Genomic DNA, 13,301 nt, shown 5'->3' with positions numbered 1-13,301 from the left:
GGGGAGACGGCATGGCTTTGGACCGTAGGACATTTCTGGGCACCTCGGCTGCGACGGGTGCGGCTGTGGCGTTGGCGGGGGCCACGAGCACCCCGGCCGCCGCGGCCGAGGCGGTGGCCGGCGGCGCTTCGGCCGCGGGGGCGAAGACGTACGCGTTCACGGTGATGGGGACGACCGACCTGCACGGGAACGTCTTCAACTGGGACTACTTCACGGACAAGGAGTTCGACGACAAGGCGCACAACGACGTCGGTCTGGCGAAGATCTCCACGCTGGTGAACCAGGTGCGGGCGGAGAAGGGTCGGCGCAACACGCTGCTGATCGATGCCGGGGACACCATTCAGGGGACGCAGCTTTCGTACTACTACGCGAAGGTGGATCCGATCACCGCGCGGCGCGGTCCGGTGCATCCGATGGCGCAGGCGATGAACGCGATCGGTTATGACGCGGCGGCGCTGGGGAACCACGAGTTCAATTACGGGATTCCGGTGCTGCGGAAGTTCGAGGAGCAGTGCGACTTCCCGTTGCTGGGTGCGAACGCGCTGGATGCGAAGACGCTGCGGCCGGCGTTCCCGCCGTACAGCATGCACCGGCTGCGGACTCCGCACGGGCGGGACGTGAAGGTGGCGGTGCTGGGTCTGACGAATCCGGGGATCGCGATCTGGGACAAGGCGAACGTGCAGGGGAAGATGACGTTCCCGGGTCTTGAGGAGCAGGCCGCGAAGTACGTGCCGCGGCTGCGGTCGCTGGGTGCGGACGTGGTGATCGTGTCGGCGCATTCGGGTTCGAGCGGTACGTCGAGCTACGGGGATCAGTTGCCGTACATCGAGAACGCGGCGGGTCTGGTGGCGGAGCAGGTGCCGGGGATCGACGCGATCCTGGTGGGGCACGCGCATACGGAGATCCCGGAGTACCGGGTGCGGAACAAGGCGACGGGCAAGGACGTGGTGTTGTCCGAGCCGCTGAAGTGGGGGCAGCGGCTGACGCTGTTCGACTTCGAGCTGACGTGGGCGAAGGGCTGCTGGTCGGTGTCGAAGGTGTCGGCCCGGGTGCTGAATTCGAATGCGGCGGTGGAGGACCCGGAGATCGTGGGGCTGCTGTCGGACGAGCACCGCAAGGTCGTGGCGTATGTGAACCAGGTGATCGGTACGTCGACGCAGGCGATGTCCTCGGGGGACGGGCCGGTCAAGGACGTGGCGATCATCGATCTGATCAACCACGTGCAGGCGGAGACGGTGAAGGGTGCGCTGGCGGGTACGGAGTGGGGTGCGCTGCCGGTGCTGTCGCAGGCTTCGTGTTTCTCGCGGACGGCGGCGATTCCGGCCGGGCAGGTGACGATCAGGGATGCGGCGGGTCTGTATCCGTTCGAGAACACGCTGGAAGCGCGGCTGCTGACGGGCGCGCAGATCAAGGACTATCTGGAGTATTCGGCGAAGTACTACGTGCGGACGGCTCCCGGTGACGTGGTGGATCCGGCGAAGCTGACGAACGCGGAGGGTACGCCGGACTACAACTACGACGCCGTGTACGGGTTGACGTACGACATCGACGTCTCCGAGCCGGTGGGTTCGCGGATCTCGGGGCTGTCGTTCCAGGGGAAGCCCGTGGATCCGGCGGCGCAGTTCGTACTGGCGGTGAACAACTACCGGGCTTCGGGCGGCGGCAATTTCCCGCACGTGCCGCAGTCCAAGCAGCTGTGGGCGAACTCGGATGAAATACGCAACACGATCATCCAGTGGGTGAAGGCGAAGGGGACGGTGGACCCGGCGCAGTTCGCGTCCGTGGACTGGCGGCTGACCCGAGCCGGGACACCGGTCTTCTAAAGCGTCGGTCTTCTAAGGCGTCGGTCTTTGAAGACGGCGGTCTTCTGAACGTTTCTCCTTACGGGTGCTCGACCAGTGGGAGCAGTTCGCCGGCGGGTTGGGGCCGGGCGTGCTCCCGCTGTTCGAGGCCGAAGGTGGTGAAGGCCGTGCGGGTGGGCTGGGGGTAGGGCTCCTTGCCCGTCAGGGTGTTCAGGATGGCGGCGCTGCGCCAGGCGGCGAGGCCGAGGTCGGGGGCTCCTACGCCGTGGGTGTGGCGTTCGCCGTTCTGGACGAAGACGCTGCCGGTGACGGCCGGGTCGGTGATCATCCGGTAGCGGTCGTCGATGCGGGGGCGGCCGGAGGAGTCCTTGCGCAGGTAGGGGTCGAGTCCTGCGAGGAGGCGGCCGAGAGGGCGTTCGCGGTAGCCGGTGGCGAGGACGACGGCGTCGGTGGTGAGGCGTGAGCGGGCGCCCTGCTCCACGTGTTCGAGGTGGAGTTCGACCTTGGTGGTGGCGACGCGGCCGGCGGTGCGGACGCTGACTCCGGGGGTGAGGACGGCGTCGGGCCAGCCTCCGTCGAGGGTGCGGCGGTAGAGCTCCTCGTGGATGGCGGCGATGGTGGCGGCGTCGATGCCCTTGTGGAGTTGCCACTGGGCGGGGACGAGGCGGTCGCGGACCGGTTCGGGGAGGGAGTGGAAGTAGCGGGTGTAGTCGGGGGTGAAGTGTTCCAGGCCGAGCTTGGAGTACTCCATGGGGGCGAAGGAGGGGGTGCGGGCGAGCCAGGTGAGGCGTTCGCGGCCGGCGGGGCGGGAGCGGAGCAGGTCGAGGAAGACCTCGGCGCCGGACTGGCCCGATCCGATGACGGTGACGTGGTCGGCGCCGAGGATGCGCTGTCGGTTGTCGAGGTACTCGGAGGAGTGGATCACCGGGACGGTGGGGGCTTCGGCGAGGGGGCGCAGCGGCTCGGGGACGTAGGGGGCGGTGCCGATGCCGAGGGCGAGGTTGCGGGTGTAGGTGCGGCCGAGGGCTTCGGCTTCTCCGTCGGTGTCGAGTTGGGTGAAGTCGACTTCGAAGAGGTCGCGTTCGGGGTTCCAGCGGACGGCGTCTACCTGGTGGCCGAAGTGGAGTCCGGGCAGGCGGCCGGCGACCCAGCGGCAGTAGGCGTCGTATTCGGCGCGCTGGATGTGGAAGTTCTCGGCGAAGTAGAAGGGGAAGAGGCGTTCCTTGTGCTTGAGGTAGCTGAGGAACGACCAGGGGCTGGTGGGGTCGGCGAGGGTGACGAGGTCGGCGAGGAAGGGGACTTGGAGGGTGGCTCCGTCGATGAGGAGTCCGGGGTGCCAGCGGAAGTCGCGGCGCTGGTCGTAGAAGGCGGTGGCGAGTTCTGCGGCGCCTTGCTGGGGCAGGCCGTGGGCGAGTGCGGCGAGGGAGAGATTGAAGGGGCCGATGCCGATTCCGACGAGGTCGTGGGGTGCATCGAGCTGGGCGGTCATCGGTGGGTGCTGCCTTCCAGGAGGTTCACGAGGGCGTCCAGGTCCCCCGCCGTGGTGTGGGGGTTGAGCAGGGTGGCCTTGAGCCAGAGGCGGCCGTCGGCGGTGGCCCTGCCCAGTACGGCGGTGCCGCCCTGGAGGAGGGTGCGGCGGAGGGTGGCGAGTGCGGTGTCGTCGGCGTGGGTGGGCCGGAACAGGACGGTGCTGATGGTGGGCGCCGCGTGGAGTTCGAAGGCGGGGTGTGCTTCGAGGAGTCGGGCGAGCTGGTCGGCGCGTGCGCAGGTGCGGTCGATGAGGTGGGTGAGGCCGTCTCGGCCGAGGGAGCGCAGGGTGGCGGCGATCTTGAGGGCGTCTGCGCGGCGGGTGGTGCGCAGGGAGCGGCCGAGGAGGTCGGGCAGGCCGGCTCGGGTGTCGTCGGAGGCGTTGAGGTAGTCGGCCCGGTGCGCGAGGGGGGCGAGGAGGGTGGTGTCGGGGACGGTGAGGAGTCCGGCGGCGATGGGTTGCCAGCCGAGTTTGTGCAGGTCGAGGGTGATCGACCGGGCGCGGTGCAGGCCGGCGAGTTTGGGGCGGTGGCGGGGGCTGAGGTGGAGGAGGCCGCCGTAGGCGGCGTCGATGTGGAGGTCGGCGCCGTGGTGGTCGCAGAGGTCGGCGAGGGCGTCGAGGGGGTCGATGAGGCCGGCGTCGGTGGTGCCGGCGGTGGCGGTGACGAGGACGGGGCCGGTGGTGGCGGCGAGGGCCTCGGCGAGGGTGGCGGGGGTGAGGGTGCCGGTGGGGGTGGGGAGGCTGCGGGCGGGTGGCAGGCCGAGGAGCCAGGCGGCGCGCGGGATGGAGTGGTGGGCGTTGGCGCCGTGCAGGACGGTGAGGTGGGGGCCGTGGCGTTCGCGGGCGAGGAGGAGGGCGAGGTGGTTGGCTTCGGTGCCGCCGGTGGTGAGGACGGCGTCGGGGTGGGGGGTGTCGTGGAACTCCGCGGCGAGCGTGCGGGTGAGGAGGGTTTCGAGGGCGGAGGCGGCGGGGGCCTGGTCCCAGGAGTCGAGGGAGGCGTTGAGGGCGCTGGCGGCGAGGTCGGCGGCGGCCGCGACGGCGAGGGGCGGGCAGTGCAGGTGGGCTGCGCACAGGGGTTCGGCGGGGTCGGCCGCGCCGGCGGTGAGGGTGTGGACGAGGGTCCGTAGTGCTTCGTGGTCGCCGTGTCCGTGGTCGGGGAACACCTCGCCCAGTGCGGCGGTGACGCGGGCGGTGACGGCCTCGGGTCCGCCGGCCGGGAGCGGTCCGCCGCGGGCGCGGGCGCCGGTGCGCAGGGCGTCGAGGACGGTGGCGAGGAGTGGTTGCAGGGCGTCGGGGCCGTGGGGTCCGCCGGCGAGCGGGGAGGTGCCGCGTCTGCCTGTGCCGGGGGGCGCTGTCATGCGGTTGTCCTCACGGGAACGGATCGGCGGCGGGTGGTGCCGCTCGGCTGGGGTGGGGCACCCGGGGGTACAACGATCCGACCCGAATGGGGTAACCGCCCGGGTTTATGCGTGGTTGATTTCAAGCCGCCGGGGTGTCCGGGGGGCAGCCTCGCGCCGGTGGGCGGGGGTGGCTGGTCCGGCCCTGCGGGGCTGGGTCCCCTACCCACCCTTCGCCCGCTCCCCGGGCTCCGCCCGGACCCTTTGCCGCGTGCGGCGCCGTTGCCGGGGACCAGCCCCCGGACCCCTGCTCCTCAAACGCCGGAGGGGCTGGATTTTCGCCGGCGTTTGAGGCGGGGGGGCTGGGGTCAGCGGCGGGCTCGTAGGGCTCGGGTGAGGTCGTCGAGGTGGTCTGCGAGTTTGCGGTGGAGGAGCGGGGTGATGTCGGGGGAGGTCAGGGCGGCGTAGCCGGCCTCGAGGTTGGCTTCGGTGATCTCGTGGCCGGGGAGGGCCCAGCGGCCCGCGGCGTCGGCGATGGCGGGGCCGCGGCGGGCGGCGAGGGTGACGGCCTCGGCGTAGGCCCGCGGTACGTACTCCCGTACCAGGTCGGCCTGTTCGGGCTGCCAGAAGCCTTGGGCGGTGGCGGTGAAGAGGTAGTTGGACAGGGAGTCGTCGCGGAAGAGGCGCTCCCAGGCGGCGGCCTTGGCCTCGGCCGTGGGGAGGGCGGCGCGGCAGCGGGCGGCGCCTTCCCGGCCGGTGGCGCTGGGGTCGGCGGCGAGGGCTTCGTCGATCTCGGCTTCCCCGGCCGCGCCGAGGACGCAGAGGCGGGCGAGGATGCGCCAGCGCAGTTCGGGGTCGAGTTCGGGGCCGCCGGGGACGGTGCCTTCGGCGAGCCAGCCGGCGATGGTGTCGGGCTGGGTGGCGCTGTCGGCGAGGGTGCGGACGGCGAGGAGCCGCAGGCCGGGGTCGGTGCCGTCCTCGGTGCGTCGCAGCAGGTCGCGGCCGATGGTGGTGAGGGTGGTGAGGGCGTCGCCGCGGTGGAGCGGGATGGTGTAGCGGTCGGCGATCTGGGCGCGGGTGAAGCCGAGGACGCCTTGGACGATCGCGAGGTCGGTTTCGTCCGGCACGTGGGCTTCGGCGGTGGCCAGGTAGTCGGCGGCGGCGAGTTCGCCGTCGCGGACCATGTCGCGCAGGGAGTTCCAGACGACGGCGCGGGTGAGCGGGTCGGGGATGCGGGAGATGCCGCGCAGGGCGGTTTCCAGGGAGGTCTCGTCGAGGCGGACCTTGGCGTAGGTGAGGTCGCCGTCGTTGAGGACGAGGAGGGCGGGGCGCGGGCCGCTCACGGAGAGGACCTCGTCGGAGGGGACGTCGAGGGCGAGGACCTCGCGCGGTTCGATGGCTCCGTCGGGGGCGCGGTCGTAGAGGCCGGCGGCGATGTGGTGGGGGCGGTTTCCGGTGCGGTCGACGGTGAGGGTCCAGCCTCCGTGGCTCTCCTGGAGGCGGGGGGTGAGGGTGTCGACGCCGGTGGTGCGCAGCCAGGTCTCGGCCCAGGTGTGGACGTCGCGGTCGGTGTGGGCGGCGAGGGAGTCGACGAAGTCGGCGAGGGAGGCGTTGGCGAACTTGTGGCGGGCGAAGTGGGTGTTGATGCCGGCCAGGAAGTCCTTCTCGCCGAGCCAGGCGACGAGTTGGCGCAGGGCGGAGGCGCCCTTGGCGTAGGAGATGCCGTCGAAGTTGAGGAGGGCGGAGGCGGTGTCGGGGACGGCGTCGGCGTCCGGGGCGACGGCGTGGGTGGAGGGGCGCTGGTCGGCGTCGTAGCCCCAGGGTTTGCGTTCCATGCCGAATCCGGTCCAGGTCTCGGTGAAGCGGGTGGCTTCGATGAGGGTCTGGTAGCCCATGAACTCGGCGAAGGACTCGTTCAGCCAGATGTCGTCCCACCAGCTGAGGGTGACGAGGTCGCCGAACCACATGTGGGCCATCTCGTGCGCGATGGTCACGGCGCGGCGCTGGCGTTCGGCGTCGGTGACGGCGGAGCGGAAGACGTAGTCGTCGCGGAAGGTGACCAGTCCGGGGTTCTCCATGGCGCCGGCGTTGAACTCGGGTACGAAGGCCTGGTCGTAGGAGTCGAAGGGGTAGGGCTCGGTGAACTTGTCGTGGAAGCGGTCGTAGCAGGCGGTGGTGAGGTCGAGGATCTCCTGCGCGTCGGCGTCGAGGTGGGGGGCGAGGGAGCGGCGGCAGTGGATGCCGAAGGGGAGCCCGGCGTGTTCGGTGCGGATGCTGTGCCAGGGGCCGGCGGCGACGGCGGCGAGGTAGGTGGAGATGACGGGGGTGGGGGCGGAGGCCCAGATGCCGGCTTCGGGGGCGGAGCCGTCGCCCGAGCCGTCGCCGCCGTCGCCGAGGCGTTCGCCGATGCGGGTGGTGATGCCGTTGGCGAGGACGGTCCAGTGCGCGGGGGCGGTGACGGTGAACTCGAACACGGCCTTGAGGTCGGGCTGGTCGAAGGCCGGGAAGACGCGCTGGACGTCGTCGAGGAACATCTGGGTGTAGACGTACGTCTCGCCGTCCGCGGGGTCGGTGAAGCGGTGCAGGCCTTCGCCGGTGCGGGAGTAGCGCATGCGGGCGGCGATGCGGAGTTCGTGGGGGCCTTCGGTGAGGCCGGTGAGGGGGAGGCGGCCGTCGGTGAGGGCGGCCGGGTCCAGGGGGTGTCCGTCGAGGGCGGCGGAGCGCAGTTCGTCCGGTTTCAGCTCGACGAAGGTGTCGCCGGCGGTGCGTGCGGTGAACCGGATGACGGTGCGGGACTCGAAGGTCTCGTCGCCGGTGGTGAGGTCGAGGGCGACCTCGTAGTGCCGGACGTCGAGGAGTCGGGCTCGGAGCTGCGCTTCGTTGCGCGTCAGTGCGGACATGGGGCCCATGCTGCCGGATGCCGGCGCCGGGCCCCAGCGCCTATTCTGCGCCTGCGCCTGCGCTCTCACCCTCGCCCTCGCCTGCGGCGATCGTCTCGTGGTGGCGGATGACCTCGGCGATGATGAAGTTGAGGAGCTTCTCGGCGAAGGCGGGGTCGAGCTTGGCGTTCTCGGCGAGCTGGCGCAGCCGGGCGATCTGGCTGGCCTCGCGGCCCGGGTCGGCCGGGGGCAGCTGGTGGCGGGCCTTGAGGTGGCCGACCTGCTGGGTGCACTTGAACCGCTCGGCGAGCATGTGCACCACGGCGGCGTCGATGTTGTCGATGCTGTCCCTGAGCCGGGCCAGCTCGGCGGTGACGTTGTCGTCGATGTCCCTGGTGTTCATGGTCACCGAGAATACGTGGCGCGCGGCGACGGTTCTTCGGCCGGTCGGCCACTGAGACGGACCAGGCGGCTTAGGCCGACGGCTCGGTGGGGTCGTGGGTGATGAGGTCTCCCGGCTGGCACTGGAGGACGTCGCAGATCCTGGACAGTGTGGAGAAGCGGATGGCCTTGGCCCGTCCGTTCTTGAGCACGGACAGGTTGACGACGGTGATGCCGACCTGTGCGGCCAGTTCGGTGAGCGTCATGCCGCGCTCGGCCAGGATCCGGTCGAGGTGGATCCGGATCGCGTGGAGTTCCTCTTCGGGCATCAGATGGTCCCTTCGAGGTCCTCTCGCATGCGCACGCCCTCGCGCATGATCTTCCCCATGATGACGGCGGCGAGGCCGGCGAGGATGAGCACCTGCGGGTCGGAGACCGTCGGTCCGGAGTCGAGCATGGGCACCATGCTCGCGGCGAGCCAGGATTGCGACCAGCCTACGACGAGGCCCGCGAGCGGTGTGCCCAGAGTGACGAACCAGCCGAGGACGGTGAGCCGTCGGGCCACCTTGTCGGTGAACGGCCCTTCGGACACGACGGCGTCGAGCAATCGGGAGAAGAGCAGCAGGGCCACGGAGGCGAACAGCGTCCAGGGCAGTTGGCCGCCGAGGTCGGCGGCGCGCTGCGCCGTGGAGGGGTTGTTCTGGCAGAGCCGTGCGGTGCTGCTGGATGCCTCCACGCCCTGGCCGACCGGGAGGCCGCCCTCCAGGGTGGCGTTGGCCCAGAAGCCGGTTTTTACGCAGACGGCTCCGTCGTCGCCCAGGTGTGAGACGGCCGTGCCGAGGAAGGTGAGCCCCCAGAGGATCGCCAGCCCAAGGGTCAGTGAGGCCAGGATCTTCGTGAATCGCGTGTTCACCGCGTTCCCCCCTATCGTTTTTCGATATGCCCGACCCTAGCGGACCATATCGATAATCGACAAGTGGGTGCGTGTCAGAGAGGCAGGAGTGCCGTGACGAGCCAGCCGCCCTCCGGGGCGGGGCCGGCGGTGAGGGAGCCGCCGAGGGCCTCGGCGCGTTCGGCCATGCCGACGAGGCCGTAGCCGCCGCCGCGGGCGTTCTCGGAGAGCTTCGCGGGGCGGCCGCCGTCGTCGGCGATCCGGACTTCCAGGCCGGCCGGGACGGTGCGCAGGCCGACCCGGACGGCGGTGGCGGTCGCGGCGTGCTTGCCGATGTTGGTGAGGGCTTCGAGCACGATGCGGTGGGCGGTGGCGGCGACGTCGGCGGGGAGCCGGGCCTCCAGGCCCTGCTCCACGTAGAGGACTACGGGCGGGCCGGTGGCGGCGAACCGTTCCGTCAGCCCGCGGATCTCCCGGAGGCCGGCGACGGGGGCCGTGCCGGCGGAGCCGGGCTTGGCGGCGCCCCTGCCCTTCTCCGGATCGGCGTCCTCGGCGCCCTCGCGGAGGATCTTGACCAGGCGGCGCATGGAGCCGAGCGCCTCGTCCCCGGCCGTCTCGATGCGGCCGAAGATCTCGCCGGCGCGTTCCGCGGAGACCTTGGTGTAGCGGGCGGCGCGCGCCTCGACGACGATCCCCGTCACGTGGTGGGCGACGAGGTCGTGGAGCTCACGGGCCAGTTCCAGGCGCTCGGCGCTGCGTACGGCGCGCAGCTCGCGGACCCGCTGGACGGACTGCAGGCGCAGGAGCAGGGAGTACGCGGTGACGACGACGGCGAGTACGGAGAAGAGCAGCGTGAAGCGGCCCGGGTCCGCGTCGCGGACGGGCGCAGCCATGGAGCCGAGGGCGAGAAGGGGGCCGAGGACGGCGGCGGTGCGGGCGGGGGCGCGGAGCAGTACCTGGGTGAGGAGGACGAGCAGGGCGACGGCCTCGCCGCCGCCCCAGACGACGAGGGGGAGGTTGCTGAAGAGGAGGGAGAGGGTGACGGCCCAGGTGACGGCGGCGGCGAACCAGGCGCGGGCGAGCAGCGGGATGTGCGGCCAGGGCACGGCGCTGAGGCAGACGAGGATGCCGGACACCCAGACGGCGGCGTGCGGGGTGCTGGGCTGGCGGGCGAGGACGACGCCCTCGAAGGTGACGAGGGAGAGGAGGGTGAGCGAGAGGATGATGCGGATCCAGTCCGCGGCGTAGGGGTGGCGGCGGGCCCATGGCCCCAGGGGGCTCATACCGAGTCCCGGAGCGTCGTGTCGGCTCCGCCGGTGGTACGGGGCCGCGTCCCGGTGGCTCCGACCGGGGTGCGGATGGCTCCGCCGGAGGTGTGGGGGCTTCGGCGCATGCGGAGACCGCGGTTCGCCCGGGCGCTGCCCGTACCCGTGGTGGCCGGGGTCGTCGGGAACGGCGTGCGCCGGCTTCCCGGGGCGCCGCCCCAGACCCCGCGCCTCAAACGCCGGCGAGGCTGATTTCGCCCGGCGACGCCCGGACAGCGGCGGGACCGGCTCTGGCCCGTGGCACGCGAAAGGCGGGGCTGATATTGCCCGGCGGCGCTCGGACAGCGGCGGGAGCGTCGTCCCCCGGCGCCCCAACAGCCGCCGGGCCGGTTTCGTCCCGGGCCGCCCGTGTGGCGGTCAGGGGTGGTCGGGGGGTGGGGGTGGGTCACGCCGGGGTGCCTGCCAGGCCGCTTCCCAGGCCCAGGCGGCGATTTCCACGCGGTTGCGGGCGTCCAGTTTGGCCTGGACGTTGGCCAGGTGGGTCTTGACCGTGGAGAGGGAGACGAAGAGCTCCCCGGCGATCTCGGCGTTGGTCAGCCCGCGCGCGAGGCAGCGCACGACCTCGCGTTCCCGGTCCGTGAGGGGCTCCGCCGGGCGGCGGGCGGCCGCGGCGGCGGCCGGGGTGCGGTGGGCCATTTCGCGGAGCAACCGGACGGTGATGGCGGGTGAGACGAGGGAGTCTCCGACGGCTGCCGCCCGTACCGCTTCAACCAGCATGGCCGGGCTCGCGTCTTTGAGGAGGAAGCCGGACGCTCCGCCCTGGAGCGCCGCGTGGACGTACTCGTCGAGGTCGAAGGTGGTGACGATGACGATGCGGGGGGTGTCGCGGCCGGAGAGCCGGCGGGTGACTTCGAGCCCGTCGAGCTTGGGCATGCGGATGTCGAGGAGGAGGACGTCGGGGCGGTGTGCGGCGACGGCCGCGAGGGCCGCTTCGCCGTCTTCGACGTCGGCGACCACCTCGATGTCCGGCTGGCTTTCGAGGATCATCCGGAAGCCGGTCCTGACCATCTCCTGGTCGTCCGCGATGATCACTCTGATCGCCATGCGCCGCCTGCCCCACTGTCGCCCGTTGCCTGTGCAGTCCCTGTTTCCCCGGCAGTCCCACCGGGTGGGATCTCTCCATGGGACCTGCGGGCGCCTCGGCCCGCAACCGCACAGCAGACCGCCGGGAGCATGCCGCAAGGCCGGAACGGTGTCGTTCCGGCCTCACGGGACTTCCGTCGACGTTACGGACATGTGGGGCATTGCGCCTCGTCCTTCCGGCCACTGTCGCATGGGCCGGGAGGACGAGGAGGGGAGCAATGGGACCCGGGGGCGGTCAGAGGGTGGCGGCCGCGCTCTTGATCGCCGCCGCGAAGGTGGAGACCTCCGTGTAGACGCCGGGGTAGTCGGGGCGGGCGCAGCCCTCGCCCCAGCTGACTATGCCGACCTGGATCCAGGCGTTGGCGTTGTCCCGGCGGAACATGGGGCCGCCCGAGTCGCCCTGGCAGGTGTCGACGCCGCCCGCGTCGAATCCGGCGCAGATCTCCTCGGCGGGCACGAGGGAGCTGCCGTAGGACTCCTGGCAGGAGGCGTCGGAGACGAAGGGGACGGTGGCCTTCTGCAGGTAGCGCTGCTGGCCTCCGCCTTCCCGGGTGGCGCCCCAGCCGGCGACGGTGAAGGTGCCGTTGTCGTAGGCCTTGGTGTCGGCGATCTTGAGGGTGGGCAGGTTGATGGGTTTGGCGAGCTTGATCAGGGCCCAGTCCTTGCCCGTGCCGTTGTAGCCGGGGGCCCGGAGCACCTTGGTGGACTTGACCTTGATGGCGCTGGAGCTGTTGAGGTCGACGACTCCGGCGGTGGCGGTGATGGAGGTGTTGTTGCCGGAGCTGCCGACGCAGTGGGCGGCGGTGAGCACGATCTGCTGGGTGTAGAGGGCGCCGCCGCAGCCCATGGAGAGCCGGACCATGAAGGGGAACTCTCCCTGGGCGGCGCGGGTTCCGCCGACCACGGGCGCCGTGCCGGCGCTCGCGGTGCCGGGCTGGAGGCTGACGGCCGCGAGGGCCACGGCTCCGACGGCGAGGGCGCGCTTGAGGGTGGTGACGAGGCTGGACACAGTCGACACACTGCCTTTCGTGGGGGGTTGGGCCGTGCGCGTCACCCCGGGGCGGGTGGGATGGACCGCCCGGGTGACGGGGACATGACACACCCTTCTCGCGGAGGCCATCAAGAACGCGTTTTCGGACAACTTCCGGCCGGAGGGACTCCATGACGCACAACAAGCGGCGCAGCAGCCCGATCGAGCACGGATTTCCTCATCTGGAGACGGTCCGCGCCGCCGTCACCGCACTGTTCCGACGACTGTCCGCCGACGGGATCCGCGCCTACGACACCCCCTTCGCCCCCGCCGACGCCGCCTTCCCCGCCTCCGAGGACCTGTACCCGGGCGCCCACCGGGTGGCTTCCGCGATGGTCCGCGCCCTGCGCCTGCCCGACGCGCGCCTGATCGTGGGATTCCGCGCGATGGAGGAGGCGGCGACCGTGGAACTGGCCGCCGGGCCCGAGTACTTCGTCGAGGTCAACGACCGCTTCCGCGTCCACCGCCGCGATCTGGCGGCCGCCCTCGCCCACGAGGTCACGCACGTACTGCTGCACCGGCTGGACCTGCGCTTCCCCACCACCCCCGACAACGAGATCCTCACCGACACCGCCGCCGCCCTCCTCGGCGCCGGCTGGCTGCTGCTCGACGCCTACCGGGAGGACGAGCTCACCCACCAGAAGCTCGGCTACCTCACCCCGGAGGAGTTCGGCTACGTCCTCGCGAAGCGCGGCCGGTTCCTCGGCGGCGAGGACCTCTCCGCGTGGTTCACCGGCCCGCAGGCCTACGAGGCGTACGTGCGCGGCCGCGCCCGAGCCGACCGGGACCTGCGCCGGGCCCCCCTGGCGGCCGCGGGCCGGACGGAGCGGCTGCGGTACGCGGCGGCCCGTCGGGCCGGGGCCGCCGCGCCCGGGGCGGCGTACGGCTTCGAGGTGCACGCGGGCGGACTGCGGGTGGGCTTCCCGTGCCCGGTGTGCGGGCAGCGACTGCGATTGCCGACCCACCGCGGGCCGGTCCGGGCCCGCTGCGGGCTGTGCCACACGGTGCTGGACTGCGACACCTAGCGCGGCGCGTCACGCATCA

The 13,301-nt window shown here is 71.7% G+C and carries 11 protein-coding genes; 2 read left to right on the top strand and 9 right to left on the bottom strand.

The annotated features are described in order from the left end of the window. Positions 1–11 precede the first annotated feature (11 nt). Positions 12–1,823 carry a bifunctional metallophosphatase/5'-nucleotidase gene (locus ACE1OC_RS30245; protein WP_407841721.1) on the top strand — a complete coding sequence of 604 codons (1,812 nt, stop codon included), beginning with the start codon at positions 12–14 and terminating at the stop codon, positions 1,821–1,823. A gap of 58 nt (positions 1,824–1,881) precedes the next feature. Here the strand turns inward: ACE1OC_RS30245 and ACE1OC_RS30240 are convergent, their stop codons facing one another. The 9 genes from ACE1OC_RS30240 to ACE1OC_RS30200 form a co-directional block, all read right to left on the bottom strand. Continuing rightward, positions 1,882–3,291, bottom strand: coding sequence for a lysine N(6)-hydroxylase/L-ornithine N(5)-oxygenase family protein (locus tag ACE1OC_RS30240; RefSeq protein ID WP_407839678.1), 1,410 nt, complete (start codon positions 3,289–3,291; stop codon positions 1,882–1,884). Next, positions 3,288–4,688, bottom strand: a complete 1,401-nt coding sequence (locus tag ACE1OC_RS30235) for a pyridoxal phosphate-dependent decarboxylase family protein (protein ID WP_407839677.1) — start codon at positions 4,686–4,688, stop codon at positions 3,288–3,290. The genes ACE1OC_RS30240 and ACE1OC_RS30235 overlap by 4 nt, the downstream gene beginning before the upstream one ends. Positions 4,689–5,035: 347 nt before the next feature. Further along, a complete protein-coding gene (gene pepN / locus ACE1OC_RS30230) occupies positions 5,036–7,567 on the bottom strand; it encodes an aminopeptidase N (RefSeq protein ID WP_407839676.1) in 2,532 nt (843 codons plus the stop codon). Between the two features lie 40 nt (positions 7,568–7,607). After that, complete coding sequence (locus ACE1OC_RS30225) at positions 7,608–7,949, bottom strand: chorismate mutase (protein ID WP_407839675.1); 342 nt, start codon at positions 7,947–7,949, stop codon at positions 7,608–7,610. Between the two features lie 70 nt (positions 7,950–8,019). After that, positions 8,020–8,256: a helix-turn-helix domain-containing protein gene (locus tag ACE1OC_RS30220; protein WP_407839674.1), complete on the bottom strand. Its 237-nt coding sequence runs from the start codon at positions 8,254–8,256 to the stop codon at positions 8,020–8,022. Then, the gene (locus ACE1OC_RS30215; protein ID WP_407839673.1) at positions 8,256–8,840 is read right to left on the bottom strand and encodes a DUF2975 domain-containing protein; all 585 of its coding nucleotides are present in this window, start codon (positions 8,838–8,840) and stop codon (positions 8,256–8,258) included. The genes ACE1OC_RS30220 and ACE1OC_RS30215 overlap by 1 nt, the downstream gene beginning before the upstream one ends. Before the next feature lie 74 nt (positions 8,841–8,914). Beyond that, a complete protein-coding gene (locus ACE1OC_RS30210) occupies positions 8,915–10,102 on the bottom strand; it encodes a sensor histidine kinase (protein ID WP_407839672.1) in 1,188 nt (395 codons plus the stop codon). 399 nt (positions 10,103–10,501) lie between these two features. Then, entirely contained in the window at positions 10,502–11,188 is a 687-nt protein-coding gene (locus ACE1OC_RS30205) for a response regulator (RefSeq protein WP_407839671.1), read from the bottom strand. 274 nt (positions 11,189–11,462) lie between these two features. Beyond that, complete coding sequence (locus tag ACE1OC_RS30200; protein WP_407839670.1) at positions 11,463–12,245, bottom strand: serine protease; 783 nt, start codon at positions 12,243–12,245, stop codon at positions 11,463–11,465. Positions 12,246–12,388: 143 nt separating this feature from the next. Here ACE1OC_RS30200 and ACE1OC_RS30195 point away from each other — a divergent pair, with 143 nt between their 5' ends. Continuing rightward, positions 12,389–13,282 carry a hypothetical protein gene (locus ACE1OC_RS30195; protein WP_407839669.1) on the top strand — a complete coding sequence of 298 codons (894 nt, stop codon included), beginning with the start codon at positions 12,389–12,391 and terminating at the stop codon, positions 13,280–13,282. The last annotated feature ends 19 nt before the right edge of the window (positions 13,283–13,301 follow it).

The organism is Streptomyces stoeckheimensis, from assembly GCF_045822005.1.
In the GTDB taxonomy this organism is placed as follows: Bacteria; Actinomycetota; Actinomycetes; order Streptomycetales; family Streptomycetaceae; genus Streptomyces; species Streptomyces stoeckheimensis.
The sequence above is the reverse complement of the archived record's forward strand: the minus strand, read 5'-3'. Positions and strand labels throughout refer to the sequence as shown.

What these genes read in the sequence shown, in the direction of transcription:
- ACE1OC_RS30245 (WP_407841721.1), top strand. Translation starts at nt 12, where the DNA reads ATGGCTTTGGACCGTAGGACATTTCTGGGCACCTCGGCTGCGACGGGT.
- ACE1OC_RS30240 (WP_407839678.1), bottom strand. Translation starts at nt 3,291, where the DNA reads ATGACCGCCCAGCTCGATGCACCCCACGACCTCGTCGGAATCGGCATC.
- ACE1OC_RS30235 (WP_407839677.1), bottom strand. Translation starts at nt 4,688, where the DNA reads ATGACAGCGCCCCCCGGCACAGGCAGACGCGGCACCTCCCCGCTCGCC.
- pepN (WP_407839676.1), bottom strand. Translation starts at nt 7,567, where the DNA reads ATGTCCGCACTGACGCGCAACGAAGCGCAGCTCCGAGCCCGACTCCTC.
- ACE1OC_RS30225 (WP_407839675.1), bottom strand. Translation starts at nt 7,949, where the DNA reads ATGAACACCAGGGACATCGACGACAACGTCACCGCCGAGCTGGCCCGG.
- ACE1OC_RS30220 (WP_407839674.1), bottom strand. Translation starts at nt 8,256, where the DNA reads ATGCCCGAAGAGGAACTCCACGCGATCCGGATCCACCTCGACCGGATC.
- ACE1OC_RS30210 (WP_407839672.1), bottom strand. Translation starts at nt 10,102, where the DNA reads ATGAGCCCCCTGGGGCCATGGGCCCGCCGCCACCCCTACGCCGCGGAC.
- ACE1OC_RS30205 (WP_407839671.1), bottom strand. Translation starts at nt 11,188, where the DNA reads ATGGCGATCAGAGTGATCATCGCGGACGACCAGGAGATGGTCAGGACC.
- ACE1OC_RS30195 (WP_407839669.1), top strand. Translation starts at nt 12,389, where the DNA reads ATGACGCACAACAAGCGGCGCAGCAGCCCGATCGAGCACGGATTTCCT.